Below are 16,457 nucleotides of genomic sequence, written 5' to 3' on the forward strand. Positions count from 1 at the left end.
AGCCGCACCCATGGACATCGGCCTCGTCCTGCAGACCGATCCGCCCGCCCGCCTGCTCATCGACCGGATGATCCGCGCCGAACGGGCCGGGTTCAGCCACGGCTGGACCTTCGACTCCTGCGTCCTGTGGCAGGAGCCCTTCGTCATCTACAGCCGCATCCTCGCCGAGACCGAACGGCTGGTCGTCGGCCCGATGGTCACCAACCCCTCCACCCGCACCTGGGAGGTCACGGCCTCCCTGTTCGCCACGCTCAACGACATGTACGGCAACCGCACCGTCTGCGGCATCGGGCGCGGCGACTCCGCCATGCGCGTCGCCGGCCGCCGCCCGGCCACCCTCGACCGGCTCTCCCAGGCCATGCACGCCGTCAAGGAACTGGCCGAGGGCCGCACCGTCGAGGTGGACGGCACCGAGATGCACCTGCCGTGGGTCGGGCCCGGCGCCCAACTGCCCGTCTGGATGGGCGCGTACGGTCCCAAGGCGCTCGCCCTGACCGGACGCCAGGCGGACGGGTTCATCCTGCAGCTGGCCGACCCGTACCTCACCGAGTACATGGTGAAGGCCGTCCGCGCCGCCGCCGCCGAGGCGGGCCGGGACCCGTCCTCGGTCACCATCTGCGTCGCCGCGCCCGCCTACGTCACCGCCGACGACTCGCCCGCCGCGCTCGCCCACGCCCGGGAGCAGTGCCGCTGGTTCGGCGGGATGGTCGGCAACCACGTCGCCGACCTGGTCCGCCACTACGGCGAGCACTCCGACCTCGTCCCCGACGCCCTCACCGACTACATCAAGGAGCGCCAAGGCTACGACTACAGTCACCACGGGCGTGCCGACAACCCGGACACCGCCTTCGTCCCCGACGAGATCGTGGACCGGTTCTGCCTGATCGGCCCGCCCGAGGCCCAGCTCGCCCGCCTGGAGCAGCTGCGCTCGCTGGGCGTCGACCAGTTCGCGGTCTACGCGATGCACGACGCGATCGAGAGCACCATCGACGCGTACGGGGAGCAGGTCATCCCGCGGCTGTAGGTCTTCGGCGACGGGTGACAGGTGGCGGGTGACAGATAACAGGTGACAGCGAACGGATGACGGATTTCATCATCTGTCATCCGTTCGCTGTTATCCGTCAGCTGTCACCCGTCACCTGTCAGCTGTCACCCGTCAGCTGTTCGCCGCCCGCTCCACGGCGGCGAGGACCTTGGCGGTGCCGTCCTCGGTGGCCAGAGCCGTGGCGACGGCGCGGGCGCGGGCCGCGTGCCGGGGGTCGTCGAGGGCGCGGCGGAGTGCGGCGGCCAGGTGGGAGGCGGTGAGGGCGCGCAGCGGCACCGGGCCGGGGGAGACGCCGAGCCGGGTGAGGCGGGCCGACCAGAACGGCGCGTCCAGCTGGGCGGGCACGGGCACGGTCGGCGTCCCGGCGCGCAGGGCGGCGGCCGTGGTGCCGGCCCCGGCGTGGTGGACGACGGCCGCCGTGCGGGGGAAGAGCCAGCTGTGCGGGGTGTCGCCGATGGTCAGGACGGTCTCCGAGTCCTCGGCGGCCAGCCCGCTCCAGCCGGACTGCAGGAGGAGCCGCACCCGCGCGGCCCGGGCGGCGGCGAGGACGGTCCCGGTGAGCCGCTCGGGGTCGGGGACGACCAGGCTGCCGAAGCCGACGAAGACGGGCGGCGGCCCGGCCGCGAGGAAGTCGAGCAGCCGGGCCGGTGGCTGCCAGCCGTCCGGCTCGGGCGGCCACCAGTACCCGGCGACGTCGAGCCGGGGATGCCAGTCGGCCGGGCGGGGCACGACGGTCGGCGAGAAGCCGTGCAGCACGGGGTGCCCGCGCCGGGCCCCGGCGGCGCCGAGGGCGGGCAGTCCGAGCCGGCGGCGCAGCTCCCGCACGGTCGGTCCGAACAGCTGGTCGGTCCCGGCCTGGACGGCGTATCCGGCCAGCAGGTTGCCCAGCGCCCCGAGCGAGCGGGAGCCGGTGACGGCGGGTGCGAACTCCCGCGTGGGGGAGAGGGGTTGGAGGTGCAGCCCGAGGCTGGGGATGCCCGACGCCTCGGCGGCGACCTGGCCGAGCGGGTCGGTGGCGCTCGAGGTCAGCAGCAGGTCGGCGCCGAGCGCGGTGGCCTCGACGATGCCCTCGCCGAGCGCGGGCATGAACCGGCGCCCCATGCGCAGGAGTTGCACGATCACGCCCGGCCCGGTGCCGGCCTTCAGCAGGCGCCGCCCCTCGACGGAGGCGAGTTCGGCACGCGGGTCGACGGGCAGCGGGCGGAACTCCAGCCCGGCCGAGCGCACCGATTCGGCGAAGGTGGCATGGGTGGCGACGGCCACCTGGTGACCCGCCGCCCGCAGTCGCACGCCCAGCCCGGTGAAGGGGGCGACGTCACCCCGGGACCCTGCGGTGGCGATCAGGATGCGCATGGCCGCAGTATTCCGGCCCCCGGGGCCCGCCGGAAGCCCGCCACGCCTGCCGCGCCCGCACCGGAACCGCCGACCGGGCGGCGGGCGTCCTTGGAGTCAGAAGGGCGCGGCGGGGCTCTCGCGCCGATGACGGGAGGGACGAACGAATGGGCATCATCGCGTGGATCGTACTGGGCCTGATCGCCGGGGCCCTGGCCAAACTGCTGCTGCCGGGCAGGGACCCGGGCGGCCTGATCGTGACGACCCTGATCGGCATCGCCGGCTCGTTCGTCGGCGGCTGGATCGCCTCGCATTTCTTCCACCGCTCCGTGACGGCGCACTTCTTCGACGCGACCACCTGGGTCTCCGCGATCGGCGGCGCCCTCGTCCTGCTGGTCGCCTACCGCATCCTGTTCGGCCACTCACGGCGCTGACGCCGACTGCAGCCCGAAGGCGGGCCGGTTCCGGGGGGAACCGGCCCGCCTTCGTCATTCCCCGTCACTCCCCGTCATTTCCCGACGTCCCCCGCCATCCCGCCGTCGGCGCCGCTTCGCCGACCCACTCCGGCAGGGCCTCGCGGGCGGCGAGCCAGGAGGCCGGGACCTCGGCCGTCCCGGTGCGGGCGGCGACCACGCCACCGGCGATCGCGCAGGTGGTGTCCCGGTCACCCCAGCCCTCCAGGGTCTGCCAGAGGGCCTCGGTCAGGCGGTCCAGGTGCCCTGCGGCGGACCAGAGGGCGAAGGGGACGGTGTCCGGCGCGGAGAGCAGCAGCCCGGAGCCGAGCACGGCGGCGGAGTGCCGCACGCTGGTGCCCTCGGGCAGTCGGGCGGCGATCCGCACCCCGGAGCGCACGTCGCTCTCCGGCAGCCGTCCGGCGATATCGGTCAGCAACTCGCCGCGCCCCGGCGGGACTTCGCCGCGACTGCGGACGGCCAGGGCCGCCGCGAGCGCGACGGCCACCGCACCGACCACGGCCTCCGGGTGGAAGTGGGTGGTGAGCGCCTGGAGTTCGGCTTCGCGGGCCGCCCGCGCGAGGTCGTCGGCGTACCAGGCACCCAGCGGCGCCACCCGCATGGCGGCGCCGTTGCCGTACGATCCCTGGCCCTCGAACTGGGAGGAGGTGACGGCACGCCAGTCCTCCCCGGCGTCGATGGAGCGCAGGACCCGGCGCATCGAGGGCCCGTACTTGCGGTGGGGCGTGCCGATGTACTCGGCGGCGAACTCTCGGGCCAGGGCGTCCTGGCGGACCTCGCCGTGGGCCTTCAGGTGACGTAGGAGGACGAGCGCCATCGCGGTGTCGTCCGTCCAGTGCCAGGGTGCGGGCCTGGGCCGGCGGGCGGCCAGCGCGGCGGGGGCCTCGTCGGCCGGCACGGAGAACCAGCGGTCGCCGAAGGCGTCGCCCAGGGCGAGCCCCTTCAGGCTGTCCAGCACCGGCCCGGCCGTGTCGCGCATGTCATCCTCCATGTGAGATCAACTGTGCGCGGCAGTCTGCCGGAACGCCGTGGCGCCGGCGACCGGATTTCGTTCCGGTCGCCGGCGCCGCGTCAGGATGTGTCAGTCAGGGCGTGTCAGCCGGTGGTGCGCAGGCCGTTGAGGATGAGGGTCCAGACGGCTTCGAAGCGGTGTTCGGCCTGGGGGCCGGACCAGTCGGGGGCGTAGGCGGGGTCGTGGAAGGGGGCGGTGGCGTCGAAGACGGCGCGGGCGGTGGTCTGGATGTGGGCGAGCTTGAACTCGCCGGCCTCGACGCCGTCCTGGAAGATCCGGGCGATCTGGCTGATGAGGGTCTCGATGTGCTCCTCGATACCGGCGCTGTTCTCCTCCGTCAGGACGGCGAAGGTCGCGAACAGCTCAGGGTCCTCGAGGGCCTTGCGGCGCTTGGTGCGGAAGAGGGTGTCCAGCCAGCGGTGCAGGCGCTCGGCGGTGCTGCCGTGGGTCGGGTCGTCGGCGATGGCGGCGAGTTCCCGGTTGGCCTGGTCGAGCCAGCGCTGGTTCACGGCCTCGCGCAGGGCGGTCTTGCTGGGGAAGTGCCGGTAGACGCTGCTGTGGCTGACCCCGAGGGTGCGGGCGACGTCCACGACGGTCGCCTTGGTGGGGCCGAATCGCCGGAAGACGTCCTCCGCCGCGATAAGGATCTGCTCGGCGGTGAGGGTGGTTTCCATGGTCACGCGGGTCCGTCCTTGGGGGTCGTGCCGGGGCCGGGCGGGCCGGTCATCGTTCGCTGTCCAACAGTGCCATTTGCGCGGCGGCGTATCGATCGCCTGCGGCCGATCCCGCCGGGACTGCGGCCTCAATCGCGGTGAGGTCGGCGTCCGTCAGGTTGACGTCGAGGGAGCCGAGGGCCTCCGCGAGCCGGTCGCGGCGGCGGGCGCCGACGAGCGGGACGATGTCCTGCCCGCGCGAGGCTACCCACGCGATGGCGACCTGGGCGACGCTCGCGCCCTTCGCGGCGGCGACCTCTCGCAGCGCCTCGACCAGGGAGAGGTTGTGGGCCAGGTTGTCGCCCTGGAAACGGGGGTTGAGGCCGCGGAAGTCGCCGCCGCCGAGCTCGCGGCCCTGCTGCCAGTGGCCGCTGAGCAGGCCGCGGGAGAGGACGCCGTACGCCGTGACGCCGATGCCCAGTTCGCGGGCGGTGGGCAGGATGGCGTCCTCGATCGAGCGGGAGAGCAGCGAGTACTCGATCTGGAGGTCGCAGATCGGGTGGACGGCGGCGGCGCGGCGCAGGGTGTCGGCGCCGACCTCGGACAGGCCGATGTGGCGGACGTAACCGGCCTGGACCATCTCGGCGACGGCGCCGACGGTCTCCTCGATCGGGACCTTCGGGTCGAGGCGGGCCGGGCGGTAGACGTCGACGTGGTCGGTGCGCAGCCGGCGCAGGGTGTAGGCGAGGGAGGTCTTGACCGCGGCGGGGCTCGCGTCGTAGCCGACGGGCATCCCGTCGGGGCCGCGCTGGGCGCCGAACTTGACGCTGATCTGCACGCTCTCGCGGTCGCGGCCGCGCAGCGCCTCGTGGATCAGCAGCTCGTTGTGGCCCATGCCGTAGAAGTCGCCGGTGTCCAGGAGGGTGACGCCTGCGTCCAGGGCGGCGTGGACGGTGGCGATACTCTCGGCCTCGTCGGCCGGGCCGTACAGGTCGGACATGCCCATGCAGCCGAGGCCGAGCGCGGAGGTGGTGAGGGGGGCGGTGCCGTTGGTGCCGAGGGTGCGCTGAGCAGCGGTGCGGTTGATCGAAGGCAAGGAGGACTCCAGATCGGTTGCGGCGCCGGATGGCGTGGTCGGTGGGCGACCCGGGGGCAACTCTGCCAGAACAGCGAACAGAATTCAAAATCTGTTCGCTGTTATCTGTTTTTTGTTACTTGTTACGCGCCGTCCGCCGACGGCGCGTCCCGGCGCACGGCCTGCCGCCAGTCCTCCCGCCCGCCCGGCGCCCGCAGTAGATGGGCGCGGGCGGGCGGCAGGTTGCGCCAGACCGTGCGCGAGCCCAGCCCGTACGTCGCCTCGAAGCGCCGCAGCAGCCGCACCACCGCGCGGTGCCGGGCCCCCTCGCGCGGACCGGAGGTCAGCATGCGGGCCGCGGTCGTGCCGAGATAGCCGAAGTACGTTAACTCGCCCCCGGGCACCAGCAGTCGCAGGTAGAGGTCGAGGATCTCCCGCACGGTGCGCGGCTCGAAGTTGGTGAACGGCAGCCCGGAGACGATCACGTCGTACCGCTCCCGCGGCCCCTCCAGCGCCCCGTGCGGCTCCAACTCCTCCACCCGGCACGTCGACAGCCGCAGCTCGATCCCGGGCCCGCGCGTCGCCAGCACCGGGTCCTCCCGCAGCCGTTCGGCGAAGCGGGGATTGGCCTCCACCACGTGCAGCCGGTCGCCGGGGCGCATCACCTGCGTCAGCCGCCGCGTCACCACGCCCGTCCCGGCGCCGACCTCCAGCACCGACAGCGGCCGGTTCGGGCGGCTCGTCACCGGCACCACCAGCGCGTTCACCAGGTCCGGCCCGCTGGGCGCCAGCGCACCCGTGTCGTGGAAGGTGCGCAGCGCCTCCGCGAGGAACAGCAGATGGTCCTCGCCCGGCGGCCAGCCCGAGGGCGCGAACCGCGACGGAGGCGGCGGCGAGGACGGCCAGGCGGACGGCGAACCGGTGGGGGAGGAGGCGGAGTTGGGGCCGGGGAGGGACAGCTCGTTCGTCATGGGAACGACGCTAGGAAGCCCGCGGCCGCACCGGATCGGCCGACGAGCGGCGCCGACCCCCGACGAAAGTCGAGGGCACGTCCGCCCGGAAGTCCGGGGCGCCCGCACCCGGACGCGCCCTAGCATCGAGCTCAGGCTCGCACACGACCGGGCAGTGGCGGAGAAGAAGTGGCGGAGAAGAAGGAGGGGCCCGTGCGCGCAGGTCTGCTCGGCTGGTACGGCCCGCAGTGCCGCCCCTGGAGCGAGACCCTGCTGCTGCTCGGCATCCTCGGCCTCACCGCCGAGGAGTCCGTCTTCCAGTGGCTCCACGCGAGCGGGCCGATGCGCGTGCCCGGCACGGTCGTCGCCGGTCTCGCCGCCCTCTCCCTGGTGCTCGCCCGCCGCTACCCCGTCGTCTCCGCCGTCCTGCCGGTGGTCACCGGCGGACTGCTCAACCGCGCCCTGCCCGGCCTGCTGAGCGTCTACCACCTCTCCTACCTCGGTCGGCCCGGTGCGGCGATGCTCGGGGGCGCCGTCATCGCCGTGCTCAGCGCGATCGGCGCGGACTCGGTGATCGGCTGGGCCGGCACCACCGGCTCCCAACTCCTCGTCCAGGCCGCCACCTTGTCCTTCGGGCTCTGGCTGCACGGCCGAAGGGTGCTGATCCGCACCCTGCACGAGCAGGTCGACGTGCTGCGCCGCGAGCGCGAACTGCGCGCCGAACAGGCCCGCGCCGCCGAACGCGCCCGGATCGCACGGGAGATGCACGACGTGCTGGCCCACCGGCTCAGCCTGCTGGTGCTGCACGCCGGGGTGCTGGGCGACCAGGCGAGGGCGGGCACCGTCGCCGCCGACCAGGACCGGCTCACCCACCGCCTCGAACTGCTGCGCACCACCGCCGCCCGCTCGCTGGACGACCTGCGCGACGTCCTGGGCGCCCTGCGCGCCCACCCGCCGGCCGCCCCGGACGGCGAGGCCGGGCCCGCCGTCCCGTCCGGCGGCCCGAGCGTCCCGGCGCCCGCCCTGCGCGACCTCACCGAGCTCGTCGGCGAGGCCACCCAGGCCGGTCAGCGCGTCGAACTGGCGCTCTCCGGCGACCCGGAGGCCGTCCCGACCACCCACCGGCTGGCCGTGCACCGGCTCGTCCAGGAGGCGCTGACCAACGCCCGCAAGTACGCGCACGCCGCATCCGTCACCGTCCGGGTCGCGTACGGCGCCCCGGCGACCACCGTCGAGGTGCGCAACGGCCCCGGCGAGATCCTGCCGGACGGTTCCGGCGGTGGCGGGTACGGACTGGTCGGGCTCAACGAGCGGGTCGGCGCCCTCGGCGGGCACCTCGACGCGGGCCCCGACGGCGCGGGCGGCTTCCGGCTCTCCGCCCGGCTGCCCGCTCCCGAGCGCCCGCCTCCGGTGCCCGGCCGGACGGGCGGTGCGGACGGCGGCGGTGCCGGGGCACCCGGGCCGCGTCCGTGCGCGTCGCAGCGCCTTTCCCCCTCCACGTCCCCGCGCCCGTTCGCGCGCCCGGCCCCGCGTCCGCACCCGGAGGAGTCCGCATGATCCGCACGATGGTCGTCGACGACGACGCGCTGGTCCGTCTCGGTCTGGTCGACCTGCTCGCCCAGGATCCGGCGCTCACCGTGGTCGCCGAGGCTTCGGACGGCCTCCAGGCCCTCGAGCTCGCCCGGGCCCAGCGCATCGACGTCGCCCTGATGGACATCCGGATGCCCCGGCTCGACGGCATCGCCGCCACCCGCCGCCTGCGTGAACTCCCCGACGCTCCAAGGGTGATCGCGCTCACCACCTTCGACCTCGACGAGTACGTGTACCAGGCGCTCGCGGCGGGCGCGGACGGCTTCCTGCTCAAGGACACCCCGCCGGCGGAGATCGCCCGGGCCGTCCACGTGGTCGCCGGCGGCCAGGGGATGCTGCACCCGGCTGCCGCGCGGCGCCTGATCGACCGCTACCACCGGGCGGGCGCGCCCCGCGCGGTCGCCGCCCGGGGCCGGGTCGCCGGGCTCACCCCGCGCGAGCGGGACGTGCTGTGCGAACTCGCGGACGGCCTCTCCAACGCCGAGATCGCGGGCGCCCTCGGGATGCGCGAGAGCACCGTCAAGGCACACGTCAGCCGCATCCTCACCGGGCTCGGCGTCGGCAACCGCGTCCAGGCCGCGCTGCTGGCGCGCGACGCGGGGCTGGTCGGCGACGGTGCCTGAGCGACGGCGCGTGAGTAACGGCGCCCGAGCGACGGGCCCGAGCGACGGCGGGCCGTCGCCGCGCGACGGCCCCTGGCGCGAGGCCCGCTACAAGGTGTGCGAACGGCTTCGATTCGGTCGCGGTTCGGCTTCGATTGGGTCGGGATTCGGCCGAGGTTCGACGGTGGTTCGCCCCGAGAGTGCCCGGCGTCGCACGCGTCGCTCCAGCGTCGTCGCGCGCCGTCCGCGCGCCTTCCCCCGGCGCGGGACCGTGCTTCCTCGCGTGGTCGGCGTGCCCCGGGTTCGTATCGCGGACTGAGCCGATGTCACCCATCCGGCGTGGAAATGCCGTGCCTTGGCCGTTTGCGCTGCCGATCGCGGGCGGTGGGTCCATCGTTGGAGATGGGCGTGATCCGATGACCGCGCCCGCGCGCCGAGCCGGGCCCGCGCGCCTCGCACCCGCCGCCGTCCCCCGACGGGCACCGGGGACGGGCGGTCCGGAACCGGCACGCTGGGAGCAGGGCCACCTCGCAGGAAACCGAACGGTTCTTCTAGGCTCACATCTCGGCTTCCCTGCGGCGGCACGGCCACTGCGCCCGTCGCCGGCAGGCCGCCGTCCACGGGGCTCCGGGTGGACCGGGGTCACCGGATCGAGCGAGGAGGACGCAATGTCAAGCACGCCGCCCAGCCGTTCCACCGCACTTGGGCCAGACGGGCCGTACCGAGGGGCGGTACGTCGCCCCGGTCTCCCGGCGGGGCTCGGCCGGGCCACGTGTCCGGGCGGGGACGGGCGGCCGCTGCGGCCGCTGAATACAGGCCGCACCGGCGGAGGCGTGCGTTGACCCCCCAGATCCTCGGGTCGCCGGCCGCACCCGACACCGTCACCGAGACCTCACCCGCCCCCGTCCCGACGGCCAACACCCCCTCCGGCGCCCCCGCCACGACGATCACCAAGGCGCTGCCCGGGCTGCCGCAGGCGCTCAGTACCCGGGCCCGCACCCTGTCCGGAGCCGTCAGACGCCGCTGCGCCGACCTGGCCCGGATCGAGTCGCCGAGCGGGGACGCGCCCCGACTCGACGCCCTCGCCGAGGAGTTGGCGTCCGGATTCCGCGCCACCGGCGCCACCGCCCGCCGCGAGCCCGGGCCCGCCGGCGACCACCTCGTCCTGGAGTGGGCGGGGCAGGACGAGTCCCTGCCGCACCTGCTCATCGTCGGCCACCACGACACCGTCTGGCCCGTCGGCACCCTCGCCGACTGGCCGGTCGCAGAACAGGACGGACTGCTCAGCGGCCCCGGCGTGGTGGACATGAAGGGCGGACTCGCCATCCTGGAAGGCGCGTTCGCCCTGCTCGCCGACCTCGGGCAGCGCCCGCACCGCACCGTCCGGCTGATCGTGGTCTCGGACGAGGAGGTCGGCAGCCCGGACGGGCGCGGCCTGGTCGAGCGCCAACTGCGCGGGGCGGCCGCCGTGTTGGGCCTGGAGCCGCCGCACCCGGACGGGCGGCTCAAGACCGCGCGGCGCGGCAGCACCCGGGTGCGGCTGACCGTCACCGGGCGGGAGGCGCACGCAGGCAACGACGCGCAGGACGGGGTCTCGGCGGTGGATGAGCTGGTGGACCAGCTCGTCCTCGTCCGGGGCCTCGCCCGTCAGCCCGGCACCGAGCTCAACGCCGGGCGGATCAGCGGTGGTTCGCGCGCCAACGTGATTGCGGGGCGGGCCGAGGCCGAGCTCGGGCTGCGGTTCGCCAGCGCCGAGGCGCAGCGCCGTACGCTCGACAACCTCGCCCGGCTCACCGCGCTGCGCCCGGGGGCGCGGGTGCGCACCGAGGTGCTGTCGAGCCGTCCGGCCTGGCCCGAGCGGACGGGCAACCCGCTGCTGCGGCACGTGCGTTCGCTGGCCGCCGTGCTGGGGCAGCAGCTGGACGGCGCCCCGGCGGGCGGGGCGGGGGACACCAACCTCCCGGGCTCGCGCGGACTGCCGACGCTGGACGGCTTCGGCGCGGTCGGCGCCGGGGCCCACGCCAGGCACGAGCACATCCGTCTCGACCAGCTCGCACCCCGCATCGCCCTGCTCGCCGCGCTGCTCGCGGTGCCGCTGCCCAGGCTGCGCGACCGGGTGGAGGGCTGACGGCCGGGGCGGGCGGCGAACAGATAGCAGAAAACGGATGACAGACAACGAATAACAGCTGACGAATAGCGGCCAACAGATGACAGCTGACGAAATCCGTCAGCTGTCATCTGTCTGTCCATCCCTCGGAAGCTCCTTGCCATCCCGCCGTCCCGCCACGCAGAATGGTACCGACCGAACGGTCAGTCGGTCGGCGCCCCGGCGGAGCGCGCCGAGCGCGGCAGGAGCGGGAACGAAAGGGGACCGTGGTGACAGCAGAGGTGGCCGAGGCCGTCCCCGCGCAGACGCCGGAGGACGTGTTCGAGGCGGTGATCGCCGCCGAGCAGCGCATCGAGCCCAGGGACTGGATGCCCGACGCCTACCGGGCGACGCTCATCCGCCAGATCGCCCAGCACGCCCACTCCGAGATCATCGGCATGCAGCCCGAGGGGAACTGGCTCACCCGCGCCCCCTCCCTGCGCCGCAAGGCCATCCTGCTCGCCAAGGCCCAGGACGAGGCCGGCCACGGCCTCTACCTCTACGCCGCCGCCGAGACCCTCGGTGTCGACCGCGCCGAGCTCACCGAGAAGCTGATCAGCGGCCGCCAGAAGTACTCCTCGATCTTCAACTACCCCACCCTCACCTTCGCCGACGTCGGCGTGATCGGCTGGCTGGTCGACGGCGCCGCGATCTGCAACCAGGTCCCGCTCTGCCGCTGCAGCTACGGCCCGTACGCCCGCGCGATGGTGCGGATCTGCAAGGAGGAGTCCTTCCACCAACGCCAGGGCTACGAGCTGCTGATGACGATGATGCGCGGCACCGAGGCCCAGCGCCGGATGGTCCAGGACGCGGTGGACCGCTGGTGGTGGCCGTCGCTGATGATGTTCGGCCCCTCCGACGCCGAGTCCCCGAACACCGCCCGCTCCATGGCCTGGCGGATCAAGCGCCACACCAACGACGAGCTGCGGCAGCGCTTCGTCGACATGTCCGTCCCGCAGGCCGAGCACCTGGGCGTCACCCTCCCCGACCCCGAGTTGCGATGGAACGAGGAGCGCGGCGGCTGGGACTTCGGCGAGCCGGACTGGTCCGAGCTGATGCGGGTCATCAAGGGCCAGGGCCCCTGCAACGCCCAGCGCGTCGACCGCCGCCGCACCGCCCACGAGGAGGGCGCCTGGGTGCGCGAGGCCGCCGTGGCGTACGCGGCCAAGCGCGCCGCCGAAGCAGCCGCCGCCGAAGCCACCGCTGTGGAACAAGCCGCCGCCGAACAAGCCTCAGTCGAACAGGAGAGCGCGAAGTGACCGGATCCCAGGCCGGCTGGCCGCTGTACGAGGTGTTCGTGCGCCCCCGGCGCGGGCTCAACCACGTCCACGTCGGCTCGCTGCACGCCGCCGACGACCGCATGGCCCTGCTCGCCGCCCGCGACCTGTACACCCGCCGCAACGAGGGCGTGAGCCTGTGGGTCGTCCGCTCGGACGCGATCACCGCCTCCACCCCGGACGAGCGCGACCCCTTCTTCGAGCCCAGCGGCGACAAGGTCTACCGCCACCCGACCTTCTACGACATCCCCGAGGATGTCCCGCACATCTGACGGGGGAGCCACCGTGCCCGAGAACACCACCGCCGCCACCGAGGACGACCACGTCTACCTGAGCCTCGTCGAGGCCACCCCCGGCCCCGAGGGCGAGGGCCGCTGGGCCTACGGGACGGGCTTCGCCGACCCGCTGCTCGGTGTGGACACCGCCCTGCCCGACGGCCTGGACGGCGCCGACCTCGCCGCCTACTGCCTGATGCTCGGCGACGACGCCCTGATCCTGGCCCAGCGGCTGATCGAGTGGTGCACCCGCGCCCCCGAGCTGGAGGAGGAGGTCGCCCTCGCCAACCTCGGCCTCGACCTGCTCGGCCAGGCCCGCCTGCTGCTCACCCGGGCCGGCCAGGCGGACGGCACCGGCCGCACCGAGGACGACCTCGCGTACCGGCGCGAGGAGCACGAGTTCCGCAACGTGCGCCTCGTCGAGACGGGCAACGGCGACTTCGCGTACTCCATCGCCCGGCTGCTGCTGTTCTCCACCGCCCGGGGCGCCCTCTACGAGGCGCTGAGCGCGCACCCCGACCCGGTGCTGGCCGCGGTCGCGGCCCGGGGCGTCAAGGAACTCGCCTACCACCGCGAGTACGCCACCGCCTGGACGCTGCGCCTGGGCGACGGCACCCCGTACTCGGCGCGGCGGATGCAGGCCGGCCTGGACGCCGTCTGGCCGCTGCTGGAGGAGTTGTTCACGGCGCACTCGGCGGAGCTGCGCGCGGGCGGGGCGGACCCGGCGACGCTGCGCGAGCCGGTGCTGCGCTCGCTCGGCGCCGTCCTCGCCGAGGCCGGGCTGAGCGTTCCGGAGGTCGCACCGCTGGCCACCGTGCTCGGTCGCGGCGGCCGGGACGGCGTCCACACCGAGGCCCTCGGCCCGCTGCTCGCCGAACTGCAGGTGGTGGCCCGCGCCCACCCGGGGGCGACGTGGTGACCCCGGCCCCCACCACCGCGAGCCGCGCCGACCGTGCAGATCGGGCCGACCGCGCAGATCGGACCGACCGCACCGACCGGGCGTGGGCCGTCGCCGCCGCCGTCCCGGACCCGGAGCTGCCCATGCTCACCCTGGCCGACCTCGGCGTCCTCGCGGGAGTCGAGACGGACGACGCCGACGGCACCGTGACCGCCTGGCTCACCCCGACCTACTCCGGCTGCCCCGCCGTCGCCGAGATGGCAGCCGATGTGGACCGCCGGCTGCGCGCCGCCGGGTACCGGGACGTCCGGGTGCGGCTGCGGCTGGACCCGCCGTGGTCCACCGACCTGATCACCGCCGAGGGCCGCCGCAAGCTCGCCGAGGCCGGGATCGCCCCGCCGCGCCCCACCACGACGGCCGAAGCCGGTCCCGTCCCGCTCACCCTCGGCCTCACCCGCACGGCGGCGGCCGCCGCCCCCGTGCCCTGCCCGCACTGCGGCGCCGCCGACACCGAGGAGCTGTCCCGCTTCGGCTCCACCGCCTGCAAGGCGCTCTGGCGCTGCCGCGCCTGCCGGGAGCCCTTCGAACGCGTCAAGGAGATCTGAATGCCCGCCGCCTCCGCCGCCACCCCGGCCACCGACGCGACAGCCGCCGACGCGACCAGCACCGACGCGACCGCCCCCGCAGAGAACGCCTGCACTCCGGCCGCCCGCCGCCCCGTGTTCCACCGGCTGGGCATCGAGCGGGTGGAGCGCCTGTGCGAGGACGCCGTCGCGGTGACCTTCGCCGTGCCGGAGGACCTGGCGGCCGCCTACGCCTTCCGGCCCGGGCAGACGCTGACGCTGCGCAAGGTGGTGGACGGCGTCGACGAGCGCCGCTCGTACTCGATCTGCGCCCCCGTGGGCGGTCCCCTGCGGATCGCCGTGCGCGAGGTGCCCGGCGGGCTGTTCTCCCGCTGGCTGGTGCGCGAGGCCCGGCCCGGCGAGGAGGTGGAGGTGCTCACCCCGACGGGCCTGTTCACCCCCGACCTCGCCGCCCCCGCCGACCACGTGCTCCTGGCGGCGGGCTCCGGCATCACCCCGATGCTGTCGATCGCCGCCTCCGTGCTGGACGCCGACCGCAGTTCCACCGTCACCCTGCTCTACGGCAACCGCCGCAGCGACACCGTGATGTTCGCCGACGAGCTGGCCGACCTCAAGGACCGCTTCCTGGGCCGCCTCCAGCTGGTCCACGTCCTGTCCCGGGAGACCAGGGACGCCGAACTGCTCAGCGGCCGCCTGGACCCTGAGCGGGTGCGCGCCCTGCTGACCGCGCTGGTGGACGTCCGCGAGGTCGGGCACTGGTGGCTGTGCGGGCCCTTCGGCATGGTCGCCGCCGCGAAGGACCTCCTCGCCGAGCTCGGGGTGCCCGCCCAGCGGGTGCACCAGGAGCTGTTCCACGCCGAGGACGAGCCGCTCGCCGAGCGCGACGAGGACTGGGACGGCGCCGACGGCGAGGGTGCCGGGCAGGCCGGGGAGCGCAGCGAGGTCACCCTCGTCCTCGACGGGCGCGGCAGCACCCTCACCCTCCCGCGCGACCGCTCGATCCTGGACGGCGCCCAGCGCTCCCGCCCCGACCTGCCGTTCGCCTGCAAGGGCGGCGTCTGCGGCACCTGCCGCGCCCTGGTCACCGAGGGCGAGGTGGAGATGCGGCGCAACTTCGCCCTGGAGGAGAAGGAGCTGGCCGCCGGCTACGTCCTCACCTGCCAGGCCCGCCCGCTCACCGACAAGGTGACCGTCGACTACGACCGCTGAAAGCCGCGACCGCTGGAGGCTACGACCGCCGGACGCTGAGACCGCTGAACGATGCGACCGCCGAGGACTACGCCCCCCGGACCTGCGCCAGGACCTGTCCGGCCGGCTCCTCCAGCGGGTCGCCGAGCAGCTTGACCAGGTCGTTGACGGCCGCCCGGCCCGCCCGGTTGGCGCCGACGGTGCTGGCGGACGGGCCGTAGCCGACCAGGTGGACGCGGGGGTCGACGGTGGCGCGGGTGCCGGTCAGGGCGATGCCGCCGTTCGGGGAGCGAAGCCCGAGCGGGGCCAGGTGGCCGACCTCGGGCCGGAAGCCCGTCGCCCAGACGATCGCGTCCACGGCCAACTCCTCCTCGCCCCAGACCGCCCCGTGCTCGGTGAGCCGGTCGAACATCGGCCGGCGGTTCAGCGCGCCCAGTTCCTCGGCCCGCCGGTAGGCGACGGAGGGGCCGAGCCCCGTCACGCTCACCACGCTGAGCGCCGGCAGCCCCTGCCGGACCCTCTCCTCGACCTTGGACACCACCGCGCGCCCGTACTCCGGGGTGAAGGGCCCCTCGTGGTAGACGGGCTCGGAGCGGGTGGCCCAGACCGTCTCGCCGACCGCCGCCACCTCCGACAGCACCTGGATCGCCGAGGCGCCCCCGCCGACCACCAGCACGCGCCGGCCCGCGAACTCCTCGGGGCCCCGGTAGTCGGCGTAGTGCAGCTGGCGGCCGGTGAAGCGGCCCGGGTAGTGGGGGAGGAAGGGCCGGGTCCAGGTGCCGGTCGCGTTGATCAGCGCGCGGGTGGACCAGACTCCCTGGTCGGTCTCGACAAGCAGCCGCGAGTCGGGGCGCTCGGACTCGGCACGTACGGCGCGCACCGTGACGGGGCGCACGACGGGGAGCGCGTGCCGCGCCTCGTACGCCGCGAAGTACCCCGGCACCACCTCGCGCGCGGGGGCTCCGAGGTCCGGCGGCGGCAGTTCGGCGTCCGGGAGGTCGTGGAAGCCGTGCACGGTGGCCATCCGCAGCGAGGGCGAGCGGTGCGCCCAGGCCCCGCCGGGCGCCTCCCCGGCGTCCAGTACGACGAATCCGCCGGTGCCCGCGCCCCCGTCGGCGCCCGGCCGGTACGGGGCGAAGCCGCGCCGGCGCAGGTGGTACGCGGCGGACAGGCCCGCCTGGCCGGCGCCCACCACGACGACGTCCACCCGACCCAAGGTGATTGAACCGTGAACAGCCATGCCCCGGGGAACCGCGACGGCCCGGCGGATGTTCCCGCCGGGCCGCCCGTGCTTCCCGCCCGCCCGCCCGCCCGTCCGTACGTCCGCCCGTACGTCCGTACGTGCTTCGCGTGCGTC

Annotated in this window: 16 protein-coding genes; 10 read left to right on the forward strand and 6 right to left on the reverse strand. The window is 74.6% G+C overall.

The features are described from left to right. Positions 1 to 10 precede the first annotated feature (10 nt). Positions 11 to 1,024 carry a TIGR03842 family LLM class F420-dependent oxidoreductase gene (locus IH61_RS0104140; RefSeq protein ID WP_031065031.1) on the forward strand — a complete coding sequence of 338 codons (1,014 nt, stop codon included), beginning with the start codon at positions 11 to 13 and terminating at the stop codon, positions 1,022 to 1,024. Between the two features lie 132 nt (positions 1,025 to 1,156). Here the strand turns inward: IH61_RS0104140 and IH61_RS0104145 are convergent, their stop codons facing one another. Beyond that, on the reverse strand, positions 1,157 to 2,398 hold the full coding sequence (locus IH61_RS0104145; protein WP_031065033.1) for a glycosyltransferase: 1,242 nt from the start codon (positions 2,396 to 2,398) through the stop codon (positions 1,157 to 1,159). Between the two features lie 146 nt (positions 2,399 to 2,544). On the opposite strand from IH61_RS0104145, the gene IH61_RS0104150 reads away from it, so the two are divergent. Further along, positions 2,545 to 2,811, forward strand: coding sequence for a GlsB/YeaQ/YmgE family stress response membrane protein (locus IH61_RS0104150; protein WP_031065035.1), 267 nt, complete (start codon positions 2,545 to 2,547; stop codon positions 2,809 to 2,811). 64 nt (positions 2,812 to 2,875) lie between these two features. Here the strand turns inward: IH61_RS0104150 and IH61_RS0104155 are convergent, their stop codons facing one another. From IH61_RS0104155 to IH61_RS0104170, 4 genes are all read right to left on the reverse strand, one after another. Beyond that, positions 2,876 to 3,829: an ADP-ribosylglycohydrolase family protein gene (locus IH61_RS0104155; protein ID WP_031065039.1), complete on the reverse strand. Its 954-nt coding sequence runs from the start codon at positions 3,827 to 3,829 to the stop codon at positions 2,876 to 2,878. 116 nt (positions 3,830 to 3,945) lie between these two features. Then, entirely contained in the window at positions 3,946 to 4,536 is a 591-nt protein-coding gene (locus IH61_RS0104160; RefSeq protein WP_031065041.1) for a TetR family transcriptional regulator, read from the reverse strand. Positions 4,537 to 4,585: 49 nt separating this feature from the next. Beyond that, positions 4,586 to 5,611, reverse strand: coding sequence for an aldo/keto reductase (locus IH61_RS0104165; RefSeq protein ID WP_420713829.1), 1,026 nt, complete (start codon positions 5,609 to 5,611; stop codon positions 4,586 to 4,588). Between the two features lie 122 nt (positions 5,612 to 5,733). Continuing rightward, on the reverse strand, positions 5,734 to 6,561 hold the full coding sequence (locus IH61_RS0104170; protein ID WP_063763129.1) for a class I SAM-dependent methyltransferase: 828 nt from the start codon (positions 6,559 to 6,561) through the stop codon (positions 5,734 to 5,736). 192 nt (positions 6,562 to 6,753) lie between these two features. On the opposite strand from IH61_RS0104170, the gene IH61_RS42515 reads away from it, so the two are divergent. From IH61_RS42515 to paaE, 8 genes are all read left to right on the forward strand, one after another. After that, positions 6,754 to 8,097, forward strand: a complete 1,344-nt coding sequence (locus IH61_RS42515; protein ID WP_234327014.1) for a sensor histidine kinase — start codon at positions 6,754 to 6,756, stop codon at positions 8,095 to 8,097. Next, on the forward strand, positions 8,094 to 8,753 hold the full coding sequence (locus IH61_RS0104180) for a response regulator (protein ID WP_031065051.1): 660 nt from the start codon (positions 8,094 to 8,096) through the stop codon (positions 8,751 to 8,753). The genes IH61_RS42515 and IH61_RS0104180 overlap by 4 nt, the downstream gene beginning before the upstream one ends. An 817-nt stretch (positions 8,754 to 9,570) precedes the next feature. Next, entirely contained in the window at positions 9,571 to 10,860 is a 1,290-nt protein-coding gene (locus tag IH61_RS0104185; protein ID WP_199823263.1) for a M20 family metallopeptidase, read from the forward strand. Positions 10,861 to 11,024: 164 nt separating this feature from the next. After that, positions 11,025 to 12,137, forward strand: a complete 1,113-nt coding sequence (gene paaA, locus IH61_RS0104190; RefSeq protein ID WP_078910814.1) for a 1,2-phenylacetyl-CoA epoxidase subunit PaaA — start codon at positions 11,025 to 11,027, stop codon at positions 12,135 to 12,137. Continuing rightward, positions 12,134 to 12,427: a 1,2-phenylacetyl-CoA epoxidase subunit PaaB gene (paaB, locus tag IH61_RS0104195; protein ID WP_031065061.1), complete on the forward strand. Its 294-nt coding sequence runs from the start codon at positions 12,134 to 12,136 to the stop codon at positions 12,425 to 12,427. Before paaA ends, paaB begins: the two co-directional genes overlap by 4 nt. Next, a complete protein-coding gene (gene paaC / locus IH61_RS0104200) occupies positions 12,411 to 13,349 on the forward strand; it encodes a 1,2-phenylacetyl-CoA epoxidase subunit PaaC (RefSeq protein ID WP_078910815.1) in 939 nt (312 codons plus the stop codon). Before paaB ends, paaC begins: the two co-directional genes overlap by 17 nt. Then, a complete protein-coding gene (gene paaD / locus IH61_RS0104205; protein WP_078910816.1) occupies positions 13,343 to 13,933 on the forward strand; it encodes a 1,2-phenylacetyl-CoA epoxidase subunit PaaD in 591 nt (196 codons plus the stop codon). The genes paaC and paaD overlap by 7 nt, the downstream gene beginning before the upstream one ends. After that, positions 13,934 to 15,121, forward strand: a complete 1,188-nt coding sequence (paaE, locus tag IH61_RS0104210; protein ID WP_078910817.1) for a 1,2-phenylacetyl-CoA epoxidase subunit PaaE — start codon at positions 13,934 to 13,936, stop codon at positions 15,119 to 15,121. Between the two features lie 67 nt (positions 15,122 to 15,188). On the opposite strand, the gene IH61_RS0104215 is transcribed toward paaE, so the two are convergent. After that, a complete protein-coding gene (locus IH61_RS0104215; protein ID WP_031065075.1) occupies positions 15,189 to 16,340 on the reverse strand; it encodes an NAD(P)-binding domain-containing protein in 1,152 nt (383 codons plus the stop codon). Between the last annotated feature and the right edge of the window lie 117 nt (positions 16,341 to 16,457).

The organism is Streptomyces sp. NRRL WC-3742 (assembly GCF_000720635.1).
GTDB lineage: Bacteria > Actinomycetota > Actinomycetes > Streptomycetales > Streptomycetaceae > Kitasatospora.

Coding starts and splice junctions, on each gene's coding strand:
- IH61_RS0104150 (WP_031065035.1), top strand. CDS start 2,545: ATGGGCATCATCGCGTGGATCGTACTGGGCCTGATCGCCGGGGCCCTG.
- paaC (WP_078910815.1), top strand. CDS start 12,411: ATGTCCCGCACATCTGACGGGGGAGCCACCGTGCCCGAGAACACCACC.
- paaE (WP_078910817.1), top strand. CDS start 13,934: ATGCCCGCCGCCTCCGCCGCCACCCCGGCCACCGACGCGACAGCCGCC.
- IH61_RS0104215 (WP_031065075.1), bottom strand. CDS start 16,340: ATGGCTGTTCACGGTTCAATCACCTTGGGTCGGGTGGACGTCGTCGTG.
- paaA (WP_078910814.1), top strand. CDS start 11,025: ATGGTACCGACCGAACGGTCAGTCGGTCGGCGCCCCGGCGGAGCGCGC.
- IH61_RS0104155 (WP_031065039.1), bottom strand. CDS start 3,829: ATGCGCGACACGGCCGGGCCGGTGCTGGACAGCCTGAAGGGGCTCGCC.
- IH61_RS0104145 (WP_031065033.1), bottom strand. CDS start 2,398: ATGCGCATCCTGATCGCCACCGCAGGGTCCCGGGGTGACGTCGCCCCC.
- IH61_RS0104170 (WP_063763129.1), bottom strand. CDS start 6,561: ATGACGAACGAGCTGTCCCTCCCCGGCCCCAACTCCGCCTCCTCCCCC.
- IH61_RS0104160 (WP_031065041.1), bottom strand. CDS start 4,536: ATGGAAACCACCCTCACCGCCGAGCAGATCCTTATCGCGGCGGAGGAC.
- IH61_RS0104180 (WP_031065051.1), top strand. CDS start 8,094: ATGATCCGCACGATGGTCGTCGACGACGACGCGCTGGTCCGTCTCGGT.
- IH61_RS0104140 (WP_031065031.1), top strand. CDS start 11: ATGGACATCGGCCTCGTCCTGCAGACCGATCCGCCCGCCCGCCTGCTC.